The sequence below is a fragment of the Myceligenerans crystallogenes genome (assembly GCF_039529775.1).
GTDB classification, from domain to species: domain Bacteria; phylum Actinomycetota; class Actinomycetes; order Actinomycetales; family Cellulomonadaceae; genus Myceligenerans; species Myceligenerans crystallogenes.
The window spans coordinates 60,763-86,157 of sequence record NZ_BAAANL010000010.1 but is presented as its reverse complement, the minus strand read 5'-3'; the positions used below and the strand labels follow the sequence as shown (position 1 = coordinate 86,157).

The following is a 25,395-nucleotide window of genomic DNA, read 5'->3' as shown; positions in this document are numbered from 1 at the left end:
TCTGAAATAGCGGCAACGCTCTCCTCGCCTCCGACGCGCAGCACCTCCGTCACACGATGGCACCGCACAGCCGCCGGGCCGGCGATTCAGGACCCCGGGGCCGGCGACGACCGGGCCGGGAGCCAGATCGTGACGCGCAGCCCGCCGGCGGGGCGGGGGGCGAGCGCCAGCCTTCCGTTGTGCGCGGTGGTGATGCTGCGGACGATCGCCAGTCCCAGGCCCGCTCCGGCATGGTCGCTGCGCGTGCGTTCCGCGCCGCGCTGGAACGGCTCGGCGAGCACCGCCAGCCGCTCCCGCGTCAGCTCCCGGCCGGAGTTCTCGACGGTCAGGGCCGCGATCCCGGACGCGGTGCGGGTCGTGACCCGCACGGTCCCGCCGTGGGGCAGGTTGTGCACGACGGCGTTGTGCACCAGGTTGGTCACCAGCTGCAGCAGCAGGGCGCGCGAACCGGCCACCTGGGTGGTGTCGTCCCCGGACGTCTCGATCGAGATCGCGCGCGACTCCGCGAGCGGCAGGAACGTCTCGATCGCCTCCTCGACCAGGAGGGACAGGTCGACGTACTCGGGCGTGAACGACCTCTGCTCCGCCCGGCCGAGCAGCAGCAGCGCCTCGGTGAGGTCGACGGCCCGGGTGTTCACGGCCTGCAGCCGGTCCAGGAGCGCGTCGACGTCCCGGTCCGGGTCGCGGCGCGCGACGTCGAGCAGCGTCCGGGTGATCGCCAGCGGGGTACGCAGCTCGTGGGAGGCGTTGGCGGCGAACCGCTGCTGCTCGCCGACGTGCGCCTCGAGCCGGGCGAGCATGGCGTCGAACGCGTCGGCCAGTTCCCGGAACTCGTCCCGGCGGCCGGGCAGCGCGATCCGGTGCGACAGGGACCCGGCCGCGGCGACCCGCGTCGCCCGCGTGACCCGATCCAGGGGAGCCAGCATGCGACCGGCCAGGATCCACCCGCCGACCAGGCCGAACACCAGCAGGAACAGCATCACCAGGACGGCGGCCGGGATGAACACCCGCGGCCCGGCTCCCCCGACGTACAACCGCGGGTCGAACGCTCCCTCGAGCATGCCGCCCAGCGAGAGCGGCGGGATGAACCGCAGCAGGAAGAGCCACGTGATCCCGAGCACCAGCGCTCCGGCCAGCATCAGGAACCCCGTGTAGCTGAGCGTGAGCTTCCACCGCACGCTCAGCCCGGATCGCCTGTTCACCCCGCGCTCCCCCGCCCGGCTCCCGAGTCGTCGATGCGGTAGCCGACGCCGGGCACCGTGGCGATCGCCCACGGTTCGCCGAGCCGCTTGCGCAACGCCGAGACGGTGATCCGCACGGCGTTGGTGAACGGGTCGGCGTTCTCGTCCCACGCCCGTTCCAGCAGCTCCTCGGCGCTGACGACGCCGCCGTCGGCCCCGACGAGCACCTCCAGCACGGCGAACTGCTTCCGGGTGAGCGCCACGTACCGGCCGTCGCGGTACACCTCGCGACGGAACGGATCCAGCCGGAGGCCCGCGATCTCCCGGACGGGCGGCCGGTTGTGCGCCCGGCGGCGGTCGAGCGCCCTCAGCCGCAGCACCAGCTCGCGCAGGGCGAACGGCTTGGTGAGGTAGTCGTCGACACCGAGCTCGAACCCGGACTCCTTCTCGTCGAGCCGGTCCGCGGCGGTGAGCATGATGATCGGCATGCCGCTGCCGCCCGCGACGATCCGGCGCGCGACCTCGTCCCCGGAGGGGCCCGGGACATCGCGGTCGAGTACGGCGATGTCGTAGTCGTTGACCGCGAGCAGCTCCAGCGCGGCGTCCCCGTCCCCGGCGACGTCGGCCGCGATCGCCTCGAGCCGCAGGCCGTCGCGAACGGCGCCGGCCAGGTCGGGTTCGTCCTCGAGGATCAGCACGCGCACCTTCCGATGGTACGAGCGGCGGGTATATCGCCGTCGTATCGAAAAGCGCATACGGAGCGGCAACGCCGCGGCGCCTTGGCTGGCGGCATGTTCAGCAGACCTTCCTCGCCATCCGCGGTGGGCGGTCGCACCCGCCCCGGGCCCGGCCGCGACCACACACCCGGCCACGCCGGCCGCCCGCGTCCGCCGGGACGTCCCCTCGTCATGCTCCTGACCGGCCTCGCCGCCGGCGCCCTCGGGGCGTGGGCGCTCGCGCTGACCGGGGCACAGGACGTCCCGGACGCCGCGGCCGGGTCCTCGCCCGCCTCGGCGTCGTCGGCGACCACCGTCCGGCAGAAGGCGGGCCTCGGCCCGCCCGGCCCGCACCCCGGCGGGAGGAAGGACGGCGCGTCCGCCGACCGGCTCCCGCGCTCCGACGAGGGCGAGCGCGTGACGCCCGACGGGCTGACGGTCGCGGACGGCGTCGTCCCGGACGGCACCACGGTGTTCGACGACGACGTCCCCTCGGTGGCTCGCCTCGACCCCGCCCTGCTCGACGCGCTGCGGACCGCCGCGACCGACTCCGGGATGACGTTCGACGTCACCAGCGGCTGGCGGTCGGCCGCGCTCCAGGACCGGCTGTTCGCCGACGCCGTCGCGCGGTACGGCTCCGAGGAGGAGGCCGCCCGGTGGGCCGCCACGTCCGAGACGTCGCAGCACGTCTCGGGCGACGCCGTCGATCTCGGCCCGGCGGCGGCCCAGGCGTGGCTCGCCGCGCACGGCGCCGCCTACGGGCTGTGCCAGACATACGCCAACGAGCCCTGGCACTACGAGCTCCGGCCGGAGGCCACGAGCGACGGGTGCCCGGAGATGTACGCCGACGCCGGCGAGGACCCGAGGATGCAGCCGTGACCGGCACGAGCCTAGGCGCCGGCAGGTATCGCCGGCGTATCGGATTCCGCATACGCCCGCGCAACGGGTCATGACGTGGACTGCACCCCGATCCCGAAGGACCTACCGGAAGACCCTCACATGACGACCACCTCACCGCCCCGGACCACCCTGGCCGCCGCCGCCCGCGGCCTGACCAAGACCTACGGCAGGGGCGACGCCCGGGTGCACGCCCTGCGCGGCGTCGACCTGGACCTGCCGCGCGGCCGGTTCACCGCGATCATGGGCCCGAGCGGTTCGGGCAAGTCGACGCTGATGCACTGCCTGGCCGGGCTGGAACAGGCCGACGCGGGCACGATCACCGTCGGCGGCACCGGCCTCGGCACGCTGGACGACGACGCCCTGACCGTCTTCCGCCGCGAGCACATCGGCTTCGTGTTCCAGGCGTACAACCTCCTGCCGATGCTGACCGCGGAGCAGAACATCGTGCTGCCGTACGAACTGGCCGGCCGCCGGGTCGAGCCGGCCGTGACCGAGCGGGCGCGGCTGCTGGCCGAGACGCTCGGCGTGGCGGACCGGCTCGGCCACCGGCCCGCGGAACTGTCCGGCGGCCAGCAGCAGCGCGTCGCCATCGCGCGGGCGCTGATCACGGAGCCGGACCTGCTGTTCGCCGACGAGCCGACGGGGAACCTCGACTCCGCGACCTCGCAGGAGGTGCTGGAGCAGCTGCGCCGGTCGGTGGACGAGCTGGGGCAGACGGTGGTGATGGTCACGCACGAGCCGGACGCGGCCGCGTTCGCGGACGACGTGGTGACCCTGGCGGACGGGCGGATCGCCTGATGCGAACCGTGTTCCGCGCGTCGTTGCGGGTGTATGCCCGCCGGTACGTGGCCGCCGGGATCTCGGTCGCGGTCGCGGCGGCGTTCGTCGTGGTGATCGGCGTCCTGACGACCGGCTGGCGGGCCGGCCTGCTGGACGGTGCGGGTGCGGCGTTCCGGGGGGCCGACCACCTGGTCACGCACCTCGACGGCGCCGCCGCGCTCGGCTACGTCGAGTCACGTGGGGCCGACGACGCCGCCTGGACCGGCCGGGCGATGCTGTCCCTGGAGGGCGCGGACGGGGAGCGATTCCCCGCCGTCTCGGTCGCGCCGCTGGCCGGCGCCGGGCCGCTGCGCTGGCAGCCGCTGCGGGAGGGGCGCTTCCCGAAGGCGGCCGACGAGGCCGTCGTCGACGTGTGGGCCGCGAACGAACGGGAGATCGCCGTCGGCGACACCGTACGGGTCGGGAAGGTGGACGCGGTCGCGACGGTGCGGGTGGTGGGCGTCGTCGACTCGCCGTCGCCCGCCGGGCAGGCGTCGCTGTACGTGACGTTCGAGCAGTTCCTGACCTGGCGGGACGACCCGAGTCTCACGATCAGCCCGGTCGCCGTGACCGGCGACGCCGGCAGGCTGCCCGACGGCGCCCGGGTGATGGACCCGGACGAACTGCTGGCCACGGTCCTGGCGAAGCACACCGGGAACGTGGACACGGTGACCGCGGTGCTGCTGGTGTTCGCCGGGGTGGCCGCGTTCGTGTCGGTCCTGGTGATCGCGAACACCTTCGGGATCCTGCTCGGCCGCCGGCAGCGGGAGCTGGCGCTGCTGCGCTGCGTGGGGGCGACGCGCGGGCAGGTGGCCGGGGCCGTGCGCCGCGAGGCGCTGCTGGTCGGGTCGGTCGCTTCGCTGGCCGGGGTCGTCCTGGGGATCGGGCTCGGGTACGGGCTGGTCGCCGTGATCGGCGCGCTCGCCCCGGAGATGCCGCTGGCGTACGCGGCGCCGTCGTGGACGTGGCTGATCGGCGGCCTGGCCGCGGGGATCGGCGTGACGCTGGTCGCGTCCTGGCTGCCGACCCGGCGCACGGTCCGGGTGAGCCCGCTGGCGGCGTTGCGGCCGGCCGGTGCCGGCGGGGCGCACGGCGGGGCGGGGCGACGTCGGCTTGTGCCCGCCGTGATCCTGGTGGCGGGCGGCGGCGGGCTGCTCGTCGCCGCGGCCTCGCGGGACAGCATCGTGATGCTGCTGGCCGGCGGCGGAGCGGCGTTCGCCGGGGTGATGCTGGCCGGGCCGGTGCTCATGCCGTTCCTCGTTCGGGTGGCCGGCCGGCTGCTCGGCCCGGCCGGGCGCCTCGCGACCACGAACGCGGCCCGCAACCCGCACCGCACCGCGACGACGACGGCGTCCCTGCTGGTCGGCGTCACCCTGACGACGGCGGTGCTCACCGGGCTGGAGACGACGCGCGCCTCGGTCGACCTCAACCACGGCACGGTGCATCCCCTCGACGTGGCGATCAGCTCGGCCGGACGGCCGTTGGGCCCGGCGGTCCTGGAGCAGGCGCAGGGGGCGGACGGCGCCGCGGCGGCGATCGCCGTCGACGGAGTCGTGGGCGAGATCCAGGAGATCAAGGGGCCGCTGCTGATCCTGACGGCACCCGACGCGGCCGACGTCGCCCGCGACGGCGGCGCCTTCGCGGAGGTGGAGCCGGGAACGATCCGGCTCGATCCTGGTGCGCACGGGCCGGTGGCGAGCGAGCTGGCCGGTCGGGTCGTCTCGGTCCGGGTCGGGGACCGCATGACCCGGCTGACCGTGGACGACGCCGACCTCAAGGGGTGGGGAGCGGCTGCGATGGTCGCGCCGGAGACGCTCGCGGAGCTCGGTGCGGTCGTCCGCTCCCGCGCGGTCTGGGTCCGTGCCGCCGCCGACGCCGATCCTGTCGCCCTGGTCGACGAGCTGGACACGCTGGCGGCCCGGTCGGGGGCCGAGATCGCCGACGGGCTGCAGGCCGAGGCCGCCGACGAACAGCAGATCGCCTCCCTCACCTGGCTCACGCTGGGGCTGCTCGGGATCTCGGTGGTGATCGCCCTGATCGGGATCATGAACACGCTGGGGCTGTCGGTCCTCGAACGTACCCGCGAGCACGCCCTGCTCCGGGCGCTCGGCCTGACCCGGCGGCAGCTGCACCGCATGCTCGCGACCGAGGGAATGCTGCTCGCCGTGGTGGCGGCCCTGCTGGGGACGGCGCTGGGGATCACGTTCGCGTGGGTGGGCTACGAGACGTTCGTACGGACGGCGCTCGTGCACGGCAGCACGATGCGGGTGGCGTGGTGGCAGCTCGCCGTCGTCGTGCTCGCGACCGCCCTGGCGGGCCTGCTCGCCGCCGCCGTACCCGCCCGCGGCGCGGCCCGCGTCGCACCGGCGGCAGGTCTGTCGCAGGACTGAGCGCAGCACCCGTCACGTAGGGCGACGGCGCCGGGCCCCTTCGGCCTGGCGCCGTCGCTCGCCTCGTTCGGCCGACGGGTCGACCACGCGCCACGGCGGGTCTTGACCGATCGGCGCTGCATCGATCAATCGATCCAGACGAGAATTCCCTCGCCTGCCTCAGCCGCGTCAACGAAGAACGTGGTCAACCGTTCGAGATGGCTGAGAAGGTACTGCCCGCCTGGGACCTGGCCGGACGACAACCGCCGTCGCTACTCGTCGAGCCAGTCCGCCGGGTAGCGGCGACGAAACATGTCGGCTGCCTCCTGAGTCCGTGCGCTGATCAGGATCGTCGTCTCGTCGGCCAGCACGATCACGTCATCGATCTGTAGCCACCGCGCCTCGGTCCGGACGCTCAGGTGCCCCGTTGGAAACGGGGAGATGCTCAGCGGCCTGCCGCGAGCGGTGAGCTCGGCAAGGTCCTCAGGTCGTTCGAATTCCGTGGCGAGATCGCCGAGCCCGGGACGCATGCACGATTCGTAGACAAGCCATTGGCTCGCCGCCGCGGAGAAGGTGCCGGTCCACGGCTCCCACCGCTCATGGGCCTTGTCCGCGAGGTCAGCCAGCACGACGACGGGCGGGTCGTCCTCCTCCAGGTCTCCCAGGAGGATGCCCCACCGGCAGGAACCCTGGTTCTCGTGTCGAACGATCAGTGCGCCCTCGTCGATGTACACCTGCCGCTGGACGATGGACAGCAACACGTCCTGGTTGCTGAAAAGGTCGTGGCGCCGCCCGACAAGCCCGTGGAACTCACGCACCGCGGGTGGCAGTCGAACGCCAAGATCTGCCTCCCGTGCGTCCATCTGGCCGCCAAGCGCCCCGGATGTGACGTCCAGCGGTTCGCCGAGCCAGCACTCGGCGAACCGGACGACGAACCGCAACGCTGACGCACGATCCCTTGCGGCTTCGGCGACCTCGGTGGCGAGGTCGAAAATGTCACTGGTCACCGGCGCTCCCGCTGGTGAGCGTCGTCGATGACCGTGGGGATCGGGTGCACTATCGCTCATCCTCCTGCGTGGCGGCGCCTTGACCGATCACACCGTCGCGGAACGCCTGAAGTCCGACTGGTTGCGAACGCAAAGGCTATTACGCGCCGTCGTCCGGCACGCGCACCGCAAGCTCGCGCTCGCGTCCCAGCAGAGCCGCGCGCCGGGCGTGCGCACGCACGACCAGCACGATCGCAACAGCCACGAACGCCGCCGCCACGGCGACCGCGCCCCAGGGTCCCGATCCGCGCCGGACGACCATCGCGACCAGCACGGCACCGACCAGCCCCGAGGCCGCCAGGCTGATCCATGCCGCCACCACGCGGTCTGTGGCGAACAGCGGGACCCGCGACCGCAGCAGCCAGGTGCCGTACCCGGCCCAGGCCAGGCAGAACACGGCGCACAGGCCGAACGTCACCTGGGTCAGCACCGGCAACCGGCCGGGCTCCGTCCACCACAGCGCCCCGATGAACACCGCACCGGCCAGGCCCAGAACCAGGGCCGCAACCGCACGGACGCGAGCCCGCACCGACAGCGTGCGGTCGAGCCCGGCGACCAGCTCCGATGGCGTGACCAGAGGTTCCTCGTCCGTCATGTCCGCTCACCCTCCTTCTCCACGTGCTCGCGCAGCATGCGGCGCGCACGGCTCAGTCGTGACTTCACGGTCCCGGCTGGAACCCCGCAGACCTCCGCACAGTCCTGCACCGACAGGTCCTCGAGGTAGTGCAGCACCAGGACCTCGCGCTCCGGCAACGGCAGCCCCGCGAGGCGGGCGACCATCTCCGCCCGATCCACCAGGCCGTCGACGGGATCACACGCAACGCCGGACCGGTCGAGCTCGGTCGCGAAGTCGCCGATCAGGTCGTGCCGGTCGGCGTACTGGCCCCGCAGGCGGTTCAGCGCCGATCGCCGCACGATCGTGAACAACCACGGGGCAAACCGGTCAGGCTCGCGCAGCCGGGGCAGCGCTCGCACGACGGCGACCCACGCCTCCTGCGCCACGTCGTCGGCGCGCTCGGCGTCCAGCATGCGACGCACGTACGACCACACCGGCCCCTGCCACCGGGCCACCAGCGCCTCCAGCGCGGCCCGGTTACCCAGCTGGGCCCGGACCACCAGCAACTCATCGCTCATCTCGCCTCCTCTCCCCTGTGCAGTCGCACGCAGGGGCAACGAGGTTCACGACAGCGCCGCCCACCCGCCCGCTACATCGGGACGCCGCGGCGCCCGCCGTCGTGCCATACCCGCACCACGAGATTGGCACTTCCCGGCCTACCGCATCCTCAGACTCCCCTGCGCACCGCATACGAAAGAGGCCCGGGTCCGCGGGATTCCGCGGATCCGGGCCTCTCGCCAGGCCGGCCGCCGTCAGGCGGCCAACCGGCCGATCACAGGTTGATCATGTGGCCGGCGAGCCCGTGGATCGACTCCTGCACGGCCTCCGACAGCGTCGGGTGGGTGTGCACGTTCCGCGCCACCTCGTCGGCCGTGAGGTCCCACTTCTGGGCCAGCGTCAGCTCCGGCAGCATCTCGGACACGTCCGGGCCAATCATGTGCGCGCCGAGCAGCTCGTTGTACTTGGCGTCCGACACGATCTTGACGAAGCCCTGGGTGTCGCCCAGGCCGTGCGCCTTGCCGTTGGCCATGAACGGGAACTTGGCGACCTTGACCTCGTAGCCCTCGTCCTTCGCCTGCTGCTCGGTGAGCCCGAACGATGCGACCTGCGGGGAGCAGAACGTCGCGCGCGGCATCATCCGGTAGTCGCCCAGCGTCTGGGTCTCGGCGCCGCCGATCGTCTCGGCCGCGACGACACCCTGCGCCTCGGCCACGTGCGCGAGCATGAGCTTCGCGGTGACGTCACCGATCGCGTAGATGTGCGGCACGTTGGTGCGCATGTGGTCGTCGATGGCGATCGCGCCGCGGTCCGTGAGCGCCACGCCGGAGTTCTCCAGGCCGAAGCCCTCGACGTTCGGCGCGAAGCCGACCGCCATGAGCACCTTGTCGACCGTGATCTCGCCCGGCTTCTCGTCCTTGACGCCCTTGAAGGCCACGTGGACGCCGTCGGCCCCCTTGTCGGTGACGGTCTGCACGGCCGTCGACGTCAGGATGTTCACGCCGAGCTTCTTGTACGCCTTGGCGATCTCCTTGGAGACCTCCGCGTCCTCGTTCGGCAGCGCGCGGTCGAGGAACTCGATGATCGTGACGTCCACGCCGTAGTTCTTCAGGACGTACGCGAACTCCATGCCGATGGCGCCCGCGCCGACGATCGCGATCGAGCCCGGCAGCTCCCGCGTGAGGATCTGCTGCTCATAGGTGACGACGTTGTCGCTGAGCTCGACGCCCGGCAGCAGGCGCACCTTCGACCCGGTCGCGATGATCGCGTTGTCGAAGGTGACGCGCTCCGTGCCGCCCGAGTTGAGCGCGATGTCGATGGTGTTCGCGTCCACGAACGACCCGCGGCCGTCGTACTCGGTGATCTTGTTCTTCTTCATGAGGAAGTGGACGCCCTTGGTGCGGCCGTCCGCGACCACGCGCGAGCGGTCGAACGCCTTGCCGAAGTCGAACGACACCTCGCCCGACATCCCGAACAGGTCCTTCTCGTGCGTGAAGATGTGCGCCAGCTCCGCGTTCCGCAGGAGCGCCTTGGAGGGGATGCAGCCCACGTTGAGGCAGACACCACCCCAGTACTTCTCCTCGATGACGGCCACGGACTTACCGAGCTGGGCCGCGCGGATGGCGGCGACATAGCCGCCGGGACCGGCCCCGAGGAGGACGACGTCGTAATGGGAAGCCATGGGCCCCAGCCTATGGTCTGCACGCCGATGCCGTGGCGTGACTTCCGTCATGAACCCGGCCGTACAGCTGCCCGACGACGACGGTCGTGGTGACGTCCACCTGGAAGGTGACCCCAGCACCGATCAGGCGTCGAGATGGTCGAGCAGCTGATCGATCACCGTCTCCGCAGCCGACTCGATCGAGTACGCCGTGGGCATCGCCGTGACCAACGGGCCGAGGTCCGCGCGGAACGTGCCGTCGGCGACCTTCTCCCGCAGGTTCGCGACGGCCAGCTTGGCGGTCAGCCCTTCGGGACGATAGGGCTCGAACGCCGCAAGGATCTTGTCCGCTTCCACGCCGACCGACGTGAGCGCGAGCCAGAGGTCGAAGAGGTCACGACCCTTGGAACGCTGGTAGAGGGCACGGATCTTCGTGGCGACGAGTTCGGCGACGTCGAACGTCTTGACCGCGGACTTGCCCGACCACCAGTCGGAGACGACCGCGTGGTGGATGCGGACCGGCGACAGCGCGGGTGAACGCTCGTGAGTGTTGACCTCGATCTTGATCCGGATGGGCACGCCGTTCGCGGCCGTCGTCCGCCAGTACACCTTGGGGTACTTGCTGATCTTCGTCTTGACGCTGAAGTCGAGGGATGCACCGAGTTCGGTGAGAGTACGCGTGAGCTGCGCGATCCCTCCGGCCGAGGACCGGACGTAGTCGAGATCCTCGCTGTATCGGTAGGGCGTGTCCACGTGGAGCTTGTGGAACGCCGTTCCGCCTCGGAAGGTGAGCTCCTCGCCGAGGTAGGGGTCGTCGGCGATGGCACAGATCGCGCGAGACAAGAGCAGGTCCTGCTCTACCTGCTGCTGGGTCGGCCAGGGGTGGGAGGCCGCCCAGGCCGCGATGTGGTTGGTCGAGATCACAGGTCAGGCTCCACGGTTGCGTTGAGACGCAGCCGCCAACGGGCATCGACAGGTCCACTGAGGCTGCGTGAGGGGTCGAGTCTGGAGAGTGAGTGCGGGCCACGAAGCGCGATGTCCGCCAATTCATCCAGATGAATACCCTCACCGTAAGTCTCCAAAATCCATCCTGCACGCCGAAAGGTAGCTACAGGAAACATTTCGACTAAATTCGCTAGATCTGCGACACTGAAGGGTTCAGCTTCGGCAAGTTCCACGATGACGTTCGCCGCGTTGTTCAGGCCACCGACCGCCGAGACGTCGGTCGCCACGTCGAGGAGCGTCAGTTCGGGGGTGGCAACCCGTGCCGCGCCGGCACGTGTTCGCCACTGGCGCGTGGGCAGCCCGCCGCAGCGAGAACGGGTCATGAACTTGAACGAGGTTCGCCCGACGTCGAGGTCGCGCACTCGACGCGAGACCGCGACCTGGAACACCTGCGGCGCATGGTGCGCGGCTCCGTAGATCTCGGCGGCCGCCAACCAGCCGACGTAGTACTCCACCCCGAGATGCCTCATCAGGAGATCAACGATCTCGATCCCCGGCGGCGCGCCCCAGTCCCGGAACTCGGGCGGAACCGGAACCCACAAGCTGTTCAAGGGATGCACCCATGCGCCCCGGCGCATCGGAGCGTTGAGGCGATTCCGCACCTGCCCCGGGGGCACACCCAAGAGCGCCGCAGCCCGCTCGGTGGTCAACGACGACACTCCTCGAGCCAGCATCCTGTCCGCGAGCTCAGCCGCATCCAACCGTTCCTCGCTTCGCTCCATGTGGCAAAGTGTTACGGATTCCGTGACACTTTGCCACATGGAGCGAAGCTCGATGTGGCAGAACGTCACGGAATCCGTAACGTTCTGCCACATGGAGCGAGCCCGCGGGCTGGTTGCCGGTGAGCCGGTCAAACCGCCAGGGTGGTGCTCGTCGATGCTCAACGTGTGACGCGGAAGTCCGTCTCCTCGCCGCTCGGTTCCAGGTCCACGACCTCCGCCGAGGTCACCACGGCCGCCGTCGGCCCCTCGCGCAGGACGGCGAGCATCGCCTCGACCGCGTCCGGATCGCCTTCGACCTCCGCCTCGACCGAACCGTCGGGCGCGTTGCGCACGAAACCCGCGACCGGCAGGCGCTGCGCGGCGCGCGCCGCGGTGGCCCGGAAGCCGACGCCCTGCACCCGCCCGCGCACCGTCACCCGAATTCGCTGGACCATCCCGCCAGGATATTCACCATGGTTCGTCCGTCGGCTGGATGGCGCGGAACCGTCCCTGATTCCCGCTCCGCCGACGGCGCCCGCCGCGCTACGCCACCAGGAGCGTGATGACCGTGATCGCCGGGACCGAGCCGAGAGTGGTGACGAAGATGGCGTCACGCGCCAGGAGGGTCGCCCGGTTGAAACGCGTGGCGTGGACGAAGATGTTCTGCGCGCTCGGGAGGGCGGCGGTCACCGCGAGCGCCACCAGGGCGACGTCGTCGATCCCGAGCAGGCGGCCCGCGGTCCAGGCGCCGAGCGGCTGGACCACGAGCTTGAGGAAGGTGACGAAGCCGAGTTCGAGCGGCGGCACGCCGCGGCCGGGCAGCGGACCGAGGCGGAGCGAGACGCCGTAGGCGATCAGGACGCCGGGGACGGCGAGGCCGCCGATGAGGTCGACGGGTTCGAGGACGAAGGCCGGCGGGCGCCATCCGGTGACCGACACCAGCAGGCCGAGCAGCGTGGCGACCGTCAGCGGGTTCGTGAACGGGAGGCGGACGGCGCGCCAGAACGCCTCGGAGCGGCTGCGCTGCACGCCCTCGCGGCCGGCGTCGAGGATCATCAGGGCGATCGGCTGGAGGAGGCCGAGCTGCAGCAGGAGCATCGGGGCGATGAGCGCGGCGTCGCCGAGCACGTAGGCGGCGACGGGCAGGCCGAGGTTGCCGGCGTTGCAGTAGGAGGCGCACATCGTGCCGATGGCGATCTCGTCGGGCCGACGACGCTGGACCAGCACGGCGACCAGGACGTACGGGATCGCCGCGGCCGCGACCCCGGCGGCCGTCGCGAGGAGGTTCTTCGAGAGGAACCCGGCGACCTCGGTCTCGGACATCACCACGAACAGCAGGCACGGGCTCGCCACGAAGAACGAGAGCCGGGTCAGGACGGTCTGCGCGCCGGCGTCGAGCAGCTTGACGGCCGCGAGCAGGTACCCGACAGCGATCACGGCGGCGATGGTGGTGAACCCGAGGAGGACGTCGTGCACGGGGTAACCGTATTCCCTCCGGCGCAGGGTACGACGGCGCGTCTCAGACGACGCCGTTGCCACGTGGCAACAGGCCCTCTTCCAGGGGTGTTGCCAATTGGCAACACCCCTGGAATGGTGGAGCCATGGACATCGGCAAGCAGTTCCAGCGCGCGCGAATCGCAGCCCAGCTCTCGGCGCGCGATGTCGCCGCGCTCGCCGATGTCGCGACGTCGACCGTCACCCGGTTCGAGAACGGTGAACGTGAACCCAGCTTCGGCATCGCGGTCCGGATGCTTCGCGCCGTCGACCTCGACGCCAACCTCCAGCGGATCTCGCGAGCATCGGCGATCGGGACCGCCCGCTGGCTCATCGATCCGCAGTTCGGCGTCCGTCCGGACGATGCCGACGAGTGGCTGGACCGGTGGACGAGGCTCGGTCTGCTGGACAGTAACCAGAAGCCGACCGATCTCAGGAAGCTGCTGTATCGAGCTGCGCGCTCGGCACGGCTCGTGGCCCGCCCGTGGCGCACGGACTTCGTACTGGCCGAAGGCTGGGAGAACCTTCAGGACAAACTCACTGAGAACGGCATCGAATGGGCTCGCACTGGTGACGCCGCGGCGAACCGGATCGTCGATTGGGCAGACGAAACCTGGCCAGTTTTCTACGTCGATGACATTTACGCATCTCGAAGAGCAATCGGAATTGCTCCGCGTGGACCGGATGAGCGAGGCCCGTTAATGTCGCTGGTCCAGTTCGACGGCTACAGCGAGATCGGCCGCTGGATGGACTCGGACGGAACGTGGTACGCCGACGCGTGGCAGGTGGTCATGGATTGCCTCGGGGGTGTGCAGCGGATGCCCGAGCAAGCCGACATGATCATCGACACCCTCGTGGAGACCACATGACCTCCGGACGACCGCGTGTACTGGCTGAGTCCCCTGCGGAGCAGCCGTACGCGCACCCGTCACCAGCTGCGGCGAAAAACCCTTACCTCACGCCGCACACAAGCCTGATCACCAGCCGGAAGTCGCTCTGCCGCGCGCTGGACGCACTGTCGGATCACAGTGACGCCGTCACCGTGATCGGATCACACGCCGTGCACGAGCGCACCAAGTCTCTCGTGGTCCCGTCGACGACGACGAAGGACGGCGACCTGTCCCTGACGCCAAGCCTTGTCGCCGATTCCCCGCTCCTCGTCGACGCCATGCGTGGCGCCGGATTCCGGCCCCTCGGAGAACTCGAGGCCGAGCGGTTCGAAGGCGCGCGGCAGAAGTACGCGGCCCAGCCCGGCCTGTGGGCGACCGGGATCTCCGACAACGGGATCCCGGAAGGCGAAGTGGACCTGATCGTTCCGACCTCGATCTCCGGAGGCGGCCGGCGTTCGCCGCGCCTGCTGAACCACCACGGCAAGGTCGCTTCCCGGACCGCACCTGGAATCGAGCTGGCAGTCCTGGACCGGAGCCTTGAAGCGTTCGAGGATTTCGAGACGGGTTCGGTCCGCCCGGCGTACGTCGCGGGACACGCGGGTTTGATCTGCGCCAAGGCCTACAAGCTCGCGGAACGCATCATCGATCGTGACGCCACCGGGCGGAACCGCGTCCTGGCCAAGGACGCCGGCGATCTCTGGCGGCTTCTGGCCACGAGCAACGGCCGTGACGTCCGTTCCACGTTCGAGGCCGAGACTGCTGACCCGACATGGGGGGATGCGGTCATCACCGGGCTCTCCCATGTCGAGATGCTCGTCACGAGCAACGAACTCGCAGCGCTGGCGATCGACGCGCTGGAACCAGATCTCACACCGGATGACATCGACACCGTGATCGACCGCTGGGCGGGGGCATTCCTCGGCTGAATCTGTCGGCGACGGCCGGCGGCCCTGGGCCATGCCGCGGATGGCAACCTCGCGATCGGGCAGGATGGAGGCATGAGCGAGAAGACCCTTCCCCGGCTCGGGGATCTGGTGTGGGAGCCGGCGCTGGAGCATCCCGGGTTGCTGGCCGGGCCGGTCGAGGCCGCGCTGCGGGCCTGGGCCGAGAGCGAACCCGAGGTCGCGGCGGCCGTGGCCGTGACCGAGATCGATCCCGGGCATGCCGATACCGCGACGCTCAACGAGCTGCACGGGCTGCCGCCCGGGGCCTCGGCGAACTGCGTGGTGGTGGCCGGGAAGCGGGGCGAGGACGAGCGGGTGGCCGGCGTCGTCGTGCCCGCCTCGACGTTCGCGGACGTGAACAAGCGGGTGCGGAAGCTGCTCGACGTGCGCAAGGCGTCGTTCATGGCGCAGGACCGGGCCGTCGCCGAGTCGGGCATGGAGTACGGCGGGATCACGCCGATCGGGCTGCCCGAGGGGTGGCGGGTGCTCGTCGACTCACGGTTCATGGAGGCGGGATCGCTCGCGCTGATGGGGAGCGGCGTGCGCCGCTCGAAGCTCCTCGTACCCGGGCCGCTGCTGTGCGCGGCGCCGCGGGTGGAGGTCGTCGAGGACCTGGGGATCGAGCGCTGATGCCGCTCTCCGAGCGGGAACCGCAGCTCGACTCCGCCGACCCCGCGGCGCAGTTCGCGGCCTACCTCGACTACTACCGCGGGGCCGTCGAACGCAAGCTGCGCGGGTTGTCCGACGACGAGCTGCGAACCTCCCGCCTGCCCTCCGGCTGGACGCCGCTGGAGATGCTGACCCACCTCGTGCACATGGAACGCCGCTGGTTCCGCTGGGGCTTCCTCGCCGAACCGGTCGACGCGCCGTGGGGCGATCACGAGGCGGAGGATCCGCACGGCCGGTGGCACGTCGCAGACGACGCCGAGCCCGGCGCGCTGCTCGACGAACTCCTCGCCGCACTGCACGACGGTGGTACCCGGACGTCGGAGATCCTCGCGGAGCACGCGCTCGACGAGCGGGGCGCGCGCGGCGGGCGCTTCACCGCCGGCACCCCGCCCACGCTGCTGTGGATCTGCTTCCATGTGCTGCAGGAGTACGCCCGCCACGCCGGTCACCTCGACATCGCCCGCGAGCTCTCCGACGGAGCCGCCGGGGAGTGATCAGATCTGCGGCGGGCCCAGCCTGACCTTGCGGAGGAGGTCTTCCGGGGTGGTCGTCGCCGGGTCCCACCAGGAGTCGACCCACCAGGTGGCGCCCGCCGCCGCCATGGCGCGGGCCTGGTCGGCGGCCTTCTCGCGGTCGTCGGGCAGCTTGCCCTGCGCGACGACGTCGAACGGGCGGCCCGCGTCGCGGGCCGTCCAAGCCTCCTGGGCGTGCAGCCACCCGGTGAGCGAGGCGACCGAGTCCGGCCCGGGCTCCTGTACCGTGCCCCGGTTCTGGGTGACGATGCCGTCCCAGCGCAGGGTGCGCTCCAGGTTCTTCACCGGCGGGCGCTCCGCGTCCCACACTCCGACCGGCCACACCGGGATCCGGCCGTTCACGGGCGGCGACGGGAAGACCATCTCGCCCGCCTCGATCTGCTTGCCGCGGAACTCGAACGGCGCGCCCTTCCAGGACTCGTCGAGGTACGTCAGGACGTCGTCGAGCAGCTGTGCCCGCTCCTTCAGGCTCGTCGGCTGCCCGGGGACCGAGGCGAAGCCGCCGTCGTCCAGCACGCCGACGCCGACCGGCAGGACGAGCCGTCCGCCGGACAGGTGGTCCACCGTGAGCGCCCGCTGCGCGAACTCCCACGGGCGGTGCCGCGGCGGCGCGAAGACCATCGCGCCGAGCGTGATCCGCTCCGTCACCACGGCGACCGCCGAGAGCACCGAGAACGGGTCCCAGGTGGGCCCGAATGCGCCCATGCTGATCGCGTCCCAGGTGAAGAACCCGTCCCAGCCGTGCGCCTCGCACTCGCGCGCGAGCGTGACGTGCTGCTCCGGCGTGCCAAAGCTTCCGATGAACCCGAACTTCATGGTGCCTCGCCTTCGTCGTCGTACCTGCGTCCTCTGACGACCGCCACGCTACGCCGGGACACTGACATGACGCAGGGCTCGGCGGAGGGTGAGGGCCGAGGAACGAGGCGCTCGCCCGCAGCCGAGCACCAGGAAGGTCAGCATGAACACCGACGTGACGCAGGGCTCCGCGGAGGGTGAGGGCCGAGGAATGTCAGCATGATGCCGGCACGGGTATCGTCGATCCCCGTGACCAGCCCTGAGACCACCACCGCCCGTCCCACCGTCCAGATGTGGACCGACGGCGCCTGCAAGGGGAACCCCGGGATCGGCGGCTGGGGGGCGCTGCTGCGCTCCGGGACGCACGAGAAGGAGATCTTCGGGGGCGAGAAGGCCACCACCAACAACCGCATGGAGCTCACCGCGGTCGTCGAGGCGCTGCGCGCGCTCAAGGGGCCCAGCGACGTGACGATCCACGTCGACTCGTCCTACGTCATGAACGGGATGAAGACCTGGATCGCGGGCTGGAAGCGCAACGGCTGGCAGACGGCCGCCAAGAAGCCGGTCAAGAACGTCGACCTGTGGCAGGCCCTGGACGCCGAGGTCGCGCGGCACGAGGTGCGCTGGGTGTGGGTCAAGGGCCACGCCGGCGACCCGGGGAACGAGAAAGCCGACGCCCTTGCGAACAAGGGCGTCGACTCGGTGCGCTGACGAGGGTCCGTCAGGCCGGGACCGGGCTCAGCCCACCGGCCGCGCCGGCTCCACCACCTCGGTCGGCCAGTGCTTCGCCGGCAGCGTCCTCGGCCGCCAGCTCGCCCGGTTCTCCTCGAAGGCCGTGATCTCGTCGGCGTGCTGCAGCGTGAGGCCGATGTCGTCCAGCCCCTCCATGAGCCGCCAGCGCGTGTAGTCGTCGATCTGGAACGGCACGGTGACGTCGTCGGCCGTCGCCGTGCGCGCGTCCAGGTCCACCGTCACCTCGGTGCCCGGGTTGTTCTCCAGCACCTTCCAGAGGATCTCGATGTCCTCCTGCGCCACGATGCCCGCGAGCAGTCCCTGCTTGCCCGAGTTGCCGCGGAAGATGTCCGCGAACCGGCTCGACAGCACCACGCGGAACCCGTAGTCCTTCAGCGCCCAGACCGCGTGCTCGCGCGAGGAGCCCGTGCCGAAGTCCGGCCCCGCCACGAGCACGGAGCCCGCGCGGTACGCGTCCTGGTTCAGCACGAACGACGGGTCGTTGCGCCACGCCGAGAACAGCGCGTCCTCGAAGCCCGTGCGCGTCACCCGCTTGAGGTAGACGGCGGGGATGATCTGGTCGGTGTCGACGTTGCTGCGGCGCAGCGGCACCCCGACGCCCGTGTGGGTCGTGAACTTCTCCATGGTGTTCTCCAGAATCCTTCGGGCCGCGCCTCAGCGCGCCCCGGCCGGCACGGGCATCGGCAGGTCGACGACGGTCTCGGTGATCGGCGGCGCGCCGACGCCGTCCAGCGGGGTCCCGTCGAACGTGGTCAGGTCGACGTCCTCGCCCAGCCCCAGGTCCGCGACCGAGGACAGCGTGCCCCGGATCGCCGTCGCGGCCGCGACGAGCGGCGAGACCAGGTGCGTGCGGCCGCCCTTGCCCTGCCGGCCCTCGAAGTTGCGGTTCGACGTCGACGCGGACCGCTCCCCCGGCGCCAGCTGGTCCGGGTTCATGCCGAGGCACATCGAGCAACCGGCGTTGCGCCACTCGGCGCCGAAGTCCTTGAAGATGGAGTCGAGACCCTCGGCCTCGGCCTGGATCCGGACGCGGGCCGACGCCGGGACCACGAGCACGCGGACGTCGTCGGCCTTCTTCTTGCCCTGGACGACCTTCGCGACCGACCGCAGGTCCTCGATGCGGCCGTTGGTGCAGGAGCCGATGAAGACGGTGTCGACCTTGACGTCGCGCAGCGGGGTGCCCGGCGTCAGGCCCATGTACTCCAGGGAGCGCTCGGCGGCGACCCGCTCGGACTCGTCCGCGATCTCGGACGGCACCGGGACGGACGCGGAGATCGGCAGGCCCTGGCCCGGGTTGGTGCCCCAGGTGACGAACGGCTCGAGGTCGGACGCCTCGAGGACGACCTCGGCGTCGAACTCGGCGTCGTCGTCGGACCTGAGCGTCTTCCAGTACTCGACCGCCGCGTCCCAGTCCGCGCCCTCGGGCGCGTGCGGGCGGCCCTTGAGGTACTCGAACGTGGTCTCGTCCGGCGCGATCATGCCGGCGCGGGCGCCGGCCTCGATGGACATGTTGCAGATGGTCATCCGCGCTTCCATCGACAGCTTGCGGATCGCCTCGCCGCGGTACTCCAGGACGTAGCCCTGACCGCCGCCGGTGCCGATCTTGGCGATGACCGCCAGGATGATGTCCTTCGACGTCGTGCCCGGGGGCAGCGCGCCGTTCACGGTGACCGCCATCGTCTTGAACTGCTGGAGCGGCAGCGTCTGCGTGGCGAGCACGTGCTCGACCTCGGAGGTGCCGATGCCGAACGCGAGGCCGCCGAACGCGCCGTGCGTCGAGGTGTGAGAGTCGCCACACACGACCGTCAGGCCGGGCATCGTCAGGCCCAGCTGCGGGCCGACCTGGTGGACGATGCCCTGGTCCGCGTCGCCGAGGCTGTGGATCCGGACCCCGAACTCGCGGGCGTTGGCGCGCAGCGTGTCGATCTGCGTGCGGCTCGTCACGTCGGCGATCGGCTGGTCGATGTCGAGGGTCGGGGTGTTGTGGTCCTCGGTGGCGATCGTGAGGTCCGGGCGGCGCACGGGGCGCCCTGCGAGGCGGAGCCCTTCGAACGCCTGGGGACTTGTCACCTCGTGCACGAGGTGCAGATCGATGTACAGCAGGTCCGGTTCACCGTTGGTGCCACGGCGCACCAGGTGTGCCTCCCAGACCTTCTCCGCCAGCGTGCCGGCCATTCGGGGTCGCCTCCTCGTCACGTGTCGGTTTGAGCCCCGTTCCGCTACGGGCGCGTGCCTCGTTCCTCGGCCCGCACCCTCCGCTCACGGCGCTCAAACCTCCAGTTCACTTCTAGTTTCTCCCTGATTCACGATCGTTCCTCAGGTACCGACTTGCCATCTCACGCCATGAGACGGCAATATCGAGGTATGGACGATACTAGCGGAGTCGGCGTGCTCGACAAGGCCGCGTCCGTTCTCGGGGCTCTCGAGGCCGGACCTGCCACCCTGGCCCAGCTGGTCAACTCGACGGGTCTGGCCCGTCCGACGGCGCACCGCCTGGCGGTGGCGCTGGAGCATCACCGTATGGTCGCACGGGACATGCAGGGTCGTTTCGTGCTCGGCCCCCGGCTCAACGAGCTGGCCACGGCGGCGGGCGAGGACCGGCTCCTGGCCGCCGCGAACCCGGTGCTGATCGCCCTGCGCGATCACACGGGCGAGTCCGCCCAGCTCTACCGCCGCCAGGCCGACCAGCGCGTCTGCGTCGCCGCGGCCGAGCGCCCCGTGGGCCTGCGCGACTCGATCCCGGTCGGCGCGACGCTCACGATGCACGCCGGCTCCGCCGCCCAGATCCTGCTCGCCTGGGAGGAGCCGGATCGCCTGCACCGGGGCCTGCGCGAGGCGGTCTTCACCGCCACGATCCTGTCGGGCGTCCGACGGCGCGGCTGGGCGCAGTCGGTCTCGGAGCGCGAGCTCGGCGTGGCGTCCGTCTCCGCCCCCGTGCGCGGGCCGTCGGGTCGCGTGGTGGCCGCGGTCAGCGTGTCCGGCCCGGTGGAGCGGCTGTCCCGGCAGCCGGGGCGGCTGCACTCGGCCGCCGTCGTCGCGGCGGCGAACAAGCTCACCGAGGTGCTGCACCGCGCGGGCGAGTGAGCGCGAAGTGAGATCTTGACCACTGCCACATCGGGTCTTCACTCGAACTTCGCGCCACGCCGCCCATGATGATCGGCGTGTTGCGGCCCGGAAAGTACTCTTTGATGGACGTGTGCTCCGGGCCGCACGCGCCCCGTCGTCGTGAGGAAGTCAGATGTCACCCAGGCTGAGACTCATCATCATCTGGTTGGTGGTCATCGCCGTCCTGTCCATGATCATCACCGATCCCCACCGGGCCTCGGACACAGTCATCGCCGTCTGGAACATGATCTGGGACGCCGTGGTCAATATCGCGACCTTCTTCGAGCAGGTGTTCACGGGGATCCTCGAGGGGTTCTGAGCCCGTGTCCGGCACCGAGGACTTCCTCCGGCGGCACAGGGGCCTGCGCAAGTACGTCCTGAGCGGCGAGGAGATCGTCTTCGCGACCCACCGCCACTGGATCCTGCTGTGGGAGCCGGCGCTGACGACGGTGGGCTCGTTCGCCCTGCTCGTGGCGATCTTCCTGGGAGCGAGCAGCGGCATGCGCGACGTCCTCGTGTGGCTCTTCTGGGCCTGGGCGCTCGTGGCGCTGCGGTTCGTCTGGAAGTACGTCGAATGGCGCCAGGACTGGCTCCTCATGACGAAGCTGCGCCTGATGTCGGTGACGGGTTTCCTGGTGCAGACCGTGGCGACGATGCCCCGCGACAAGGTCACGGACATCGGCTACCGCCAGAACCTCCTGGGCCAGCTGCTGAACTACGGCACGTTCCACTTCGAGTCGGCCGGCCAGGAACAGGAGCTGAACACGGTCGACTACGTCCCGAGCTCGGCCACCCTCTACCGGGCCCTCATGGAGGACCTGTTCCACCCGACGCCGGAGAAGGAGCCCCGGCCGGTCGCGATGCCGCCGTCGATCATGCCGCCGCGGCAGGAGGAGGCCGACGACGACGCCGGGATCCCGTCGACGCCCCGCACCCAGCGGATCAAGGTCCGCCCGGTCGATCCCGCCGGCTGAACGGCACGGCCTCCAGGAAACGCGAGAAGGCGGAGCGGTTCGGCATCAGCCGAACACACTCCGCCCGTCCGTCTCGTACCCCCAACGGGATTTGAACCCGTGTTACCGCCGTGAGAGGGCGACGTCCTAGGCCGCTAGACGATGGGGGCCTGAACTTTTCCTGCTACAGCCTTCCGGCAGGAGCCACAAGGCCCGGACCTGGAAGGAACTGCGTACCCCCAACGGGATTTGAACCCGTGTTACCGCCGTGAGAGGGCGGCGTCCTAGGCCACTAGACGATGGGGGCCTGAGACCCGGAAACTCTCCGAGAAGAGTAGCCGTGAACTGCGCTGGGGTACCAGGACTCGAACCTAGACTAAGTGGACCAGAACCACTCGTGCTGCCAATTACACCATACCCCAAGGGGGTGTCCGCTCCCCCAGATGAAGGGCGTCACCGAGGGAAAACACTACCCGACACTCGCCGACGTGCCAAAGCGGATTGCGGTGCGATATGTCACGCGCCCGTCGCCGAACGCGCCGCCGGTCGCGCCGCGGGATCCCCCGGACCCGTGCCGAGCGCCTGCGGCAGCTCGGCGAGCGTCCCGATGACGGCGATCCCGGACAACCTCAGCTCCTCGTCGCCCTGCGTCTCGTGACTGCGCTTCCGGACGCCGGGCCGGGCGAGCCAGACGCCGCGCAGCCCCGCGTCGCGCGCGCCCACGGCATCTACCTCGGGCTCGTCCCCGACGTACGCGGTGCGCGCCGGATCGGTCCCCAGCAGCCGGGCTCCCTCGGCGAACACGCGCGCGTCGGGCTTCCCGAAGCCGAGCGTGTCCACCCCCACCAGCACCGGCAGGTCCGTGAGCCCGACCGCCGCCAGCTTCCGCTCCTGCAGCTCGACGGCGGCGTTCGTCACGACGCCCACCCGCAGGCCGGCGGCACGCGCCGCCGCCAGGGCCGGCGCGGCGTCGTCGAACGCCGTCCAGGACCGCTCGAAGGTGCCCCAGAACAGCTCGTCCCACGCGGCGAAGGACTCCTCGGTCACGGGCTCGCCGCCGAAGGTCTCGTGCAGGTACGCCGCGCGGTGCCGGCGCTGCGTGAGGTGATCGACCTCGCCGCGCGTGTACCGGCGGTACCAGCCCCCCGGATCCGAGCGCCACTGGTGCAGCATCTGCTCCAGGCTCGCGCCCGGGAGATAGCGCTCCTGGATCGCCCGCAGCGACCGCGCGAACGCCGCGCGCGTGTCGACCAGGGTGTCGTCGACATCGAACAGGACACCGTCCAGGTCAGCCATGAGCGAGCCCTCCTTCCCGCGCCACCGCGGTCAGCCGCTGCGCCGTGCGCCAGCGGGCGAAGCCGAGCAACACCAGCGCGGTCACCGCGGTGCCGGTCATGCTCAGGATGCCGGACAGCGGCTCCACCTCGGTGATCAGCAGCGACTCCTCCATCGTCCCGGTCGCGATCGCCGCGCCGAAGGCGAACAGGTTGTTCACCACGTGCAGCGCGACGGCGCACTCCAGCCCGCCGGTGCGCCACACGAGCAGGCTCGCCACGATCCCGAAGAAGAACCGGTCCCCGAACAGCCACGGGTTCTGCACCCCGTGGGCGAGCGCGAACAACGTCGCCGAGACCAGCATCGGCAGCACGACGGCGAGCCAGGCCGGCCGGCACCACGCGCCCACCACCTGGGTCAGCCAGCCCCGGAAGAAGTACTCCTCACCGGCCGCCTGCAACGGCGTCGTCAGCAGGATCACGACCGCCAGGAGCTGCCAGCCGGCCTCGGGCGCGATCGTCAGGCTCTCGCCGGACGACGGCGCCACGGCCTCCATCGCGAACCCGAGCGGCACCAGCACGAGGATCGTGGTCACGGCCGCGCCGAGCATCAGGCCCCACCGCAGCCGGCCGGTCACCGAGGACGCGACCCCGGCGCTCCCGGCGGCGACGAGGGCGGCAAGCATCGCGAACGGGATCGGGATCCCGAGCGCGATGTTCGTGGACAGCATGCCCAGGGGCGACACGAGCCACGCGGCGTCCTCCAGCACGCCCCCGGTGTCCGTGGAGCTCATCGCGGCGAGGAACCCAGGCAGGTTGTACGCGGCCCACGCGCCGATCTGCGACAACCCCGAGAACACGAAGAACACCACGCCCCCGCCGGCCATCACGGCCAGCGCGAGCAGCGGCCGCCACCAGCGGTACCGCGCGGAGCCCCGCCAGGCCTGCGGGTAGCTGAGCCCGGCCACGCCCGGGCGCCCGGACGCCGGCGGCGGCGCCACCACGCCGACCCCGCCGGTCTCGACCGCCGTCATGCGCCGAGCCGGACGATCGCCGCGTCCACGCGGGCCAGCGTCCGCTCCCGCCCGAGCACCTCCAGCGACTCGAAGAGCGGCAGCCCGATCCGGCGGCCGGTCACCGCCACGCGCACCGGGGCCTGCGCCTTGCCCAGCTTCAGCCCGTGCTTCTCCCCGACCGCCGTCACGAGCTCCTTGAGCGGCTCCGCCTCCCACGTCGCGTCCGCGAGCGCCGCCCGCATGTCGGCGAGCAACGCGGCGGCGTCGCCCTTCATCGCCTTGTCCCAGGAATCCTGGTCGAAGACGGGCTCGTCGAGGAACAGGAAGTCGACGTTGCCGGTGATCTCGCCCAGCAGCGCGACGCGCGTCTGGGCGAGCTCCGCGACGGCGTCGAACGCGGCGGCGTCGAACTGCTCGGGGGTCCAGGGCGCGTGGGGCGCGGTGAGGTAGGGGGCGCAGGCGGTCTTGAACTCGTCCAGGGGCAGCGCCCGGATGTACTCGCCGTTGAACGCCGTGAGCTTCTTCAGGTCGAAGAACGCCGAGGACGAGTTGACGTCCTCGATGCGGAACCGGCGCACCAGCTCGTCGAACGGCAGGATCTCCTCGTCGTTGCCCGGGGCCCAGCCCAGCAGCATGAGGTAGTTGACCATCGCGGCGGGCAGCACGCCGTCGGCCAGGTAGTCCTCGAGGGCCACCTTGTCGCGGCGCTTGGAGAGCTTCTGCCGCTTCTCGTTGACGATGACGGGCAGGTGCGCCCAGGTGGGCGGCGTCGCGCCGAGCGCCTCCCACAGCAGCTGCTGCTTGGGCGTGTTGGGCAGGTGCTCCTCGCCGCGGATGACGTGCGTGATCTTCTCGTCCACGTCGTCGACGACGTTGGCGAGCAGGAACACGGGCGACCCGTTGCCGCGCGCGATGACGAAGTCCTCCAGCGTCGCGTTCGGGAAGGACGGGTTGCCGCGGATCAGGTCGATCACCTGCGTCTCGCCGTCGTCCGGCGTGCGGAAGCGCAGCGCGCGGCCCTCGGCCTGCTCCAGGCCGCGGTCGCGGCAGTGGCCGTCGTAGCCGGTCTGCGCGTTGCCGGTGCGGGCGGCGACGTCGTCGCGGGTGCAGTCGCAGTAGTACGCCCTGCCCTCGGCGTACAGCTTGGCGGCGGCCTCCTTCTGCAGGCCCGCGTTCTCCGACTGGTAGTACGGCCCCTCGAACGCCGGGTCGCTCGCGGTGATGCCCAGCGACTCCATCGCGGACAGGATCCCGTCGACCCATTCGGGCTGGTTGCGGGACGCGTCGGTGTCCTCGATGCGCAGCACGAAGACACCGCCGTCGGACTGCTTCGCCACCGCCCAGTTGAACAGCGCGGAGCGCGCGCCGCCGACATGGAACATGCCGGTGGGCGAGGGGGCGAATCGGACGCGGACGGAGGTCGAGGAAGTCACGGGCTCCAGCCTAATCGTGCGCACC

General features: G+C 70.9%; 27 protein-coding genes and 3 tRNA genes. 11 read left to right on the top strand and 19 right to left on the bottom strand.

What is annotated here, in order from left to right:
- Positions 1 to 86: 86 nt before the first annotated feature.
- Both ABD208_RS19335 and ABD208_RS19330 read right to left on the bottom strand, forming a co-directional pair.
- A complete protein-coding gene (locus ABD208_RS19335) occupies positions 87 to 1,202 on the bottom strand; it encodes a sensor histidine kinase (protein ID WP_344106202.1) in 1,116 nt (371 codons plus the stop codon).
- Entirely contained in the window at positions 1,199 to 1,885 is a 687-nt protein-coding gene (locus ABD208_RS19330; protein WP_344106200.1) for a response regulator transcription factor, read from the bottom strand. The genes ABD208_RS19335 and ABD208_RS19330 overlap by 4 nt, the downstream gene beginning before the upstream one ends.
- Positions 1,886 to 2,089: 204 nt before the next feature.
- Here ABD208_RS19330 and ABD208_RS19325 point away from each other — a divergent pair, with 204 nt between their 5' ends.
- The 3 genes from ABD208_RS19325 to ABD208_RS19315 all read left to right on the top strand — a co-directional run bounded on the left by ABD208_RS19325 (position 2,090) and on the right by ABD208_RS19315 (position 6,006).
- Positions 2,090 to 2,776 carry a M15 family metallopeptidase gene (locus ABD208_RS19325; RefSeq protein WP_344106197.1) on the top strand — a complete coding sequence of 229 codons (687 nt, stop codon included), beginning with the start codon at positions 2,090 to 2,092 and terminating at the stop codon, positions 2,774 to 2,776.
- Between the two features lie 120 nt (positions 2,777 to 2,896).
- Positions 2,897 to 3,595, top strand: a complete 699-nt coding sequence (locus tag ABD208_RS19320; RefSeq protein WP_344106195.1) for an ABC transporter ATP-binding protein — start codon at positions 2,897 to 2,899, stop codon at positions 3,593 to 3,595.
- Positions 3,595 to 6,006, top strand: coding sequence for an FtsX-like permease family protein (locus ABD208_RS19315; protein ID WP_344106193.1), 2,412 nt, complete (start codon positions 3,595 to 3,597; stop codon positions 6,004 to 6,006). Before ABD208_RS19320 ends, ABD208_RS19315 begins: the two co-directional genes overlap by 1 nt.
- A gap of 251 nt (positions 6,007 to 6,257) precedes the next feature.
- Here ABD208_RS19315 and ABD208_RS19310 read toward each other — a convergent pair whose 3' ends face one another.
- From ABD208_RS19310 to ABD208_RS19275, 8 genes are all read right to left on the bottom strand, one after another.
- Entirely contained in the window at positions 6,258 to 6,992 is a 735-nt protein-coding gene (locus ABD208_RS19310; RefSeq protein ID WP_344106191.1) for a hypothetical protein, read from the bottom strand.
- A gap of 139 nt (positions 6,993 to 7,131) precedes the next feature.
- Positions 7,132 to 7,626: a hypothetical protein gene (locus ABD208_RS19305; RefSeq protein WP_344106188.1), complete on the bottom strand. Its 495-nt coding sequence runs from the start codon at positions 7,624 to 7,626 to the stop codon at positions 7,132 to 7,134.
- Positions 7,623 to 8,165: an RNA polymerase sigma factor gene (locus ABD208_RS19300; protein ID WP_344106186.1), complete on the bottom strand. Its 543-nt coding sequence runs from the start codon at positions 8,163 to 8,165 to the stop codon at positions 7,623 to 7,625. Before ABD208_RS19300 ends, ABD208_RS19305 begins: the two co-directional genes overlap by 4 nt.
- Before the next feature lie 254 nt (positions 8,166 to 8,419).
- Positions 8,420 to 9,826 carry a dihydrolipoyl dehydrogenase gene (lpdA, locus tag ABD208_RS19295; protein WP_344106183.1) on the bottom strand — a complete coding sequence of 469 codons (1,407 nt, stop codon included), beginning with the start codon at positions 9,824 to 9,826 and terminating at the stop codon, positions 8,420 to 8,422.
- Between the two features lie 123 nt (positions 9,827 to 9,949).
- Positions 9,950 to 10,729, bottom strand: coding sequence for a nucleotidyl transferase AbiEii/AbiGii toxin family protein (locus ABD208_RS19290; protein WP_344106181.1), 780 nt, complete (start codon positions 10,727 to 10,729; stop codon positions 9,950 to 9,952).
- Positions 10,726 to 11,625 carry a type IV toxin-antitoxin system AbiEi family antitoxin domain-containing protein gene (locus tag ABD208_RS19285; protein WP_344106179.1) on the bottom strand — a complete coding sequence of 300 codons (900 nt, stop codon included), beginning with the start codon at positions 11,623 to 11,625 and terminating at the stop codon, positions 10,726 to 10,728. Before ABD208_RS19285 ends, ABD208_RS19290 begins: the two co-directional genes overlap by 4 nt.
- 65 nt (positions 11,626 to 11,690) lie before the next feature.
- Positions 11,691 to 11,966: an acylphosphatase gene (locus tag ABD208_RS19280; protein ID WP_344106177.1), complete on the bottom strand. Its 276-nt coding sequence runs from the start codon at positions 11,964 to 11,966 to the stop codon at positions 11,691 to 11,693.
- A gap of 88 nt (positions 11,967 to 12,054) precedes the next feature.
- Positions 12,055 to 12,987: an AEC family transporter gene (locus ABD208_RS19275; protein WP_344106175.1), complete on the bottom strand. Its 933-nt coding sequence runs from the start codon at positions 12,985 to 12,987 to the stop codon at positions 12,055 to 12,057.
- A gap of 125 nt (positions 12,988 to 13,112) precedes the next feature.
- On the opposite strand from ABD208_RS19275, the gene ABD208_RS19270 reads away from it, so the two are divergent.
- The 4 genes from ABD208_RS19270 to ABD208_RS19255 all read left to right on the top strand — a co-directional run bounded on the left by ABD208_RS19270 (position 13,113) and on the right by ABD208_RS19255 (position 16,002).
- Positions 13,113 to 13,874 (top strand): helix-turn-helix domain-containing protein, encoded by a 762-nt coding sequence (locus ABD208_RS19270; RefSeq protein ID WP_344106173.1) that lies wholly within the window; start codon positions 13,113 to 13,115, stop codon positions 13,872 to 13,874.
- A 215-nt stretch (positions 13,875 to 14,089) separates the two neighbouring features.
- Positions 14,090 to 14,821, top strand: a complete 732-nt coding sequence (locus tag ABD208_RS19265; protein WP_344106171.1) for a hypothetical protein — start codon at positions 14,090 to 14,092, stop codon at positions 14,819 to 14,821.
- A gap of 72 nt (positions 14,822 to 14,893) precedes the next feature.
- Positions 14,894 to 15,469: a YbaK/EbsC family protein gene (locus tag ABD208_RS19260; RefSeq protein ID WP_344106169.1), complete on the top strand. Its 576-nt coding sequence runs from the start codon at positions 14,894 to 14,896 to the stop codon at positions 15,467 to 15,469.
- Positions 15,469 to 16,002, top strand: coding sequence for a mycothiol transferase (locus ABD208_RS19255; protein ID WP_344106167.1), 534 nt, complete (start codon positions 15,469 to 15,471; stop codon positions 16,000 to 16,002). Before ABD208_RS19260 ends, ABD208_RS19255 begins: the two co-directional genes overlap by 1 nt.
- On the opposite strand, the gene ABD208_RS19250 is transcribed toward ABD208_RS19255, so the two are convergent.
- Positions 16,003 to 16,857 carry an LLM class flavin-dependent oxidoreductase gene (locus ABD208_RS19250; protein WP_344106165.1) on the bottom strand — a complete coding sequence of 285 codons (855 nt, stop codon included), beginning with the start codon at positions 16,855 to 16,857 and terminating at the stop codon, positions 16,003 to 16,005.
- 270 nt (positions 16,858 to 17,127) lie between these two features.
- On the opposite strand from ABD208_RS19250, the gene rnhA reads away from it, so the two are divergent.
- Positions 17,128 to 17,547, top strand: coding sequence for a ribonuclease HI (gene rnhA / locus ABD208_RS19245; protein WP_344106276.1), 420 nt, complete (start codon positions 17,128 to 17,130; stop codon positions 17,545 to 17,547).
- Between the two features lie 27 nt (positions 17,548 to 17,574).
- On the opposite strand, the gene leuD is transcribed toward rnhA, so the two are convergent.
- On the bottom strand, positions 17,575 to 18,213 hold the full coding sequence (leuD, locus tag ABD208_RS19240) for a 3-isopropylmalate dehydratase small subunit (protein ID WP_344106163.1): 639 nt from the start codon (positions 18,211 to 18,213) through the stop codon (positions 17,575 to 17,577).
- A 30-nt stretch (positions 18,214 to 18,243) separates the two neighbouring features.
- A complete protein-coding gene (gene leuC / locus ABD208_RS19235; RefSeq protein WP_344106161.1) occupies positions 18,244 to 19,764 on the bottom strand; it encodes a 3-isopropylmalate dehydratase large subunit in 1,521 nt (506 codons plus the stop codon).
- Between the two features lie 189 nt (positions 19,765 to 19,953).
- Between leuC and ABD208_RS19230 the strand changes: the two genes are divergently transcribed.
- The 3 genes from ABD208_RS19230 to ABD208_RS19220 all read left to right on the top strand — a co-directional run bounded on the left by ABD208_RS19230 (position 19,954) and on the right by ABD208_RS19220 (position 21,668).
- Entirely contained in the window at positions 19,954 to 20,673 is a 720-nt protein-coding gene (locus tag ABD208_RS19230) for an IclR family transcriptional regulator (RefSeq protein ID WP_344106159.1), read from the top strand.
- A gap of 154 nt (positions 20,674 to 20,827) precedes the next feature.
- Positions 20,828 to 21,013, top strand: coding sequence for a hypothetical protein (locus ABD208_RS19225; RefSeq protein ID WP_344106156.1), 186 nt, complete (start codon positions 20,828 to 20,830; stop codon positions 21,011 to 21,013).
- Between the two features lie 4 nt (positions 21,014 to 21,017).
- Positions 21,018 to 21,668: a PH domain-containing protein gene (locus tag ABD208_RS19220; RefSeq protein ID WP_344106154.1), complete on the top strand. Its 651-nt coding sequence runs from the start codon at positions 21,018 to 21,020 to the stop codon at positions 21,666 to 21,668.
- A gap of 76 nt (positions 21,669 to 21,744) precedes the next feature.
- Here the strand turns inward: ABD208_RS19220 and ABD208_RS19215 are convergent.
- The 6 genes from ABD208_RS19215 to gltX form a co-directional block, all read right to left on the bottom strand.
- Positions 21,745 to 21,817, bottom strand: a tRNA-Glu gene (locus tag ABD208_RS19215).
- Between the two features lie 64 nt (positions 21,818 to 21,881).
- Positions 21,882 to 21,954, bottom strand: a tRNA-Glu gene (locus tag ABD208_RS19210).
- Between the two features lie 43 nt (positions 21,955 to 21,997).
- Positions 21,998 to 22,069, bottom strand: a tRNA-Gln gene (locus ABD208_RS19205).
- A gap of 94 nt (positions 22,070 to 22,163) precedes the next feature.
- Positions 22,164 to 22,943 (bottom strand): HAD family hydrolase, encoded by a 780-nt coding sequence (locus ABD208_RS19200; RefSeq protein WP_344106151.1) that lies wholly within the window; start codon positions 22,941 to 22,943, stop codon positions 22,164 to 22,166.
- A complete protein-coding gene (locus tag ABD208_RS19195; protein WP_344106148.1) occupies positions 22,936 to 23,955 on the bottom strand; it encodes a CPBP family intramembrane glutamic endopeptidase in 1,020 nt (339 codons plus the stop codon). The genes ABD208_RS19200 and ABD208_RS19195 overlap by 8 nt, the downstream gene beginning before the upstream one ends.
- Positions 23,952 to 25,370 (bottom strand): glutamate--tRNA ligase, encoded by a 1,419-nt coding sequence (gene gltX, locus ABD208_RS19190; RefSeq protein WP_344106147.1) that lies wholly within the window; start codon positions 25,368 to 25,370, stop codon positions 23,952 to 23,954. Before gltX ends, ABD208_RS19195 begins: the two co-directional genes overlap by 4 nt.
- Positions 25,371 to 25,395 lie beyond the last annotated feature (25 nt).

Excerpts from the sequence above, each read along its gene's own strand:
- ABD208_RS19325 (WP_344106197.1), top strand. The coding sequence starts at position 2,090 with ATGCTCCTGACCGGCCTCGCCGCCGGCGCCCTCGGGGCGTGGGCGCTC.
- ABD208_RS19320 (WP_344106195.1), top strand. The coding sequence starts at position 2,897 with ATGACGACCACCTCACCGCCCCGGACCACCCTGGCCGCCGCCGCCCGC.
- ABD208_RS19315 (WP_344106193.1), top strand. The coding sequence starts at position 3,595 with ATGCGAACCGTGTTCCGCGCGTCGTTGCGGGTGTATGCCCGCCGGTAC.
- ABD208_RS19305 (WP_344106188.1), bottom strand. The coding sequence starts at position 7,626 with ATGACGGACGAGGAACCTCTGGTCACGCCATCGGAGCTGGTCGCCGGG.
- ABD208_RS19300 (WP_344106186.1), bottom strand. The coding sequence starts at position 8,165 with ATGAGCGATGAGTTGCTGGTGGTCCGGGCCCAGCTGGGTAACCGGGCC.
- lpdA (WP_344106183.1), bottom strand. The coding sequence starts at position 9,826 with ATGGCTTCCCATTACGACGTCGTCCTCCTCGGGGCCGGTCCCGGCGGC.
- ABD208_RS19285 (WP_344106179.1), bottom strand. The coding sequence starts at position 11,625 with ATGTGGCAGAACGTTACGGATTCCGTGACGTTCTGCCACATCGAGCTT.
- ABD208_RS19280 (WP_344106177.1), bottom strand. The coding sequence starts at position 11,966 with ATGGTCCAGCGAATTCGGGTGACGGTGCGCGGGCGGGTGCAGGGCGTC.
- ABD208_RS19270 (WP_344106173.1), top strand. The coding sequence starts at position 13,113 with ATGGACATCGGCAAGCAGTTCCAGCGCGCGCGAATCGCAGCCCAGCTC.
- ABD208_RS19260 (WP_344106169.1), top strand. The coding sequence starts at position 14,894 with ATGAGCGAGAAGACCCTTCCCCGGCTCGGGGATCTGGTGTGGGAGCCG.
- ABD208_RS19255 (WP_344106167.1), top strand. The coding sequence starts at position 15,469 with ATGCCGCTCTCCGAGCGGGAACCGCAGCTCGACTCCGCCGACCCCGCG.
- ABD208_RS19250 (WP_344106165.1), bottom strand. The coding sequence starts at position 16,857 with ATGAAGTTCGGGTTCATCGGAAGCTTTGGCACGCCGGAGCAGCACGTC.
- rnhA (WP_344106276.1), top strand. The coding sequence starts at position 17,128 with ATGTGGACCGACGGCGCCTGCAAGGGGAACCCCGGGATCGGCGGCTGG.
- leuD (WP_344106163.1), bottom strand. The coding sequence starts at position 18,213 with ATGGAGAAGTTCACGACCCACACGGGCGTCGGGGTGCCGCTGCGCCGC.
- leuC (WP_344106161.1), bottom strand. The coding sequence starts at position 19,764 with ATGGCCGGCACGCTGGCGGAGAAGGTCTGGGAGGCACACCTGGTGCGC.
- ABD208_RS19230 (WP_344106159.1), top strand. The coding sequence starts at position 19,954 with ATGGACGATACTAGCGGAGTCGGCGTGCTCGACAAGGCCGCGTCCGTT.
- ABD208_RS19225 (WP_344106156.1), top strand. The coding sequence starts at position 20,828 with ATGTCACCCAGGCTGAGACTCATCATCATCTGGTTGGTGGTCATCGCC.
- ABD208_RS19200 (WP_344106151.1), bottom strand. The coding sequence starts at position 22,943 with ATGGCTGACCTGGACGGTGTCCTGTTCGATGTCGACGACACCCTGGTC.
- ABD208_RS19195 (WP_344106148.1), bottom strand. The coding sequence starts at position 23,955 with ATGACGGCGGTCGAGACCGGCGGGGTCGGCGTGGTGGCGCCGCCGCCG.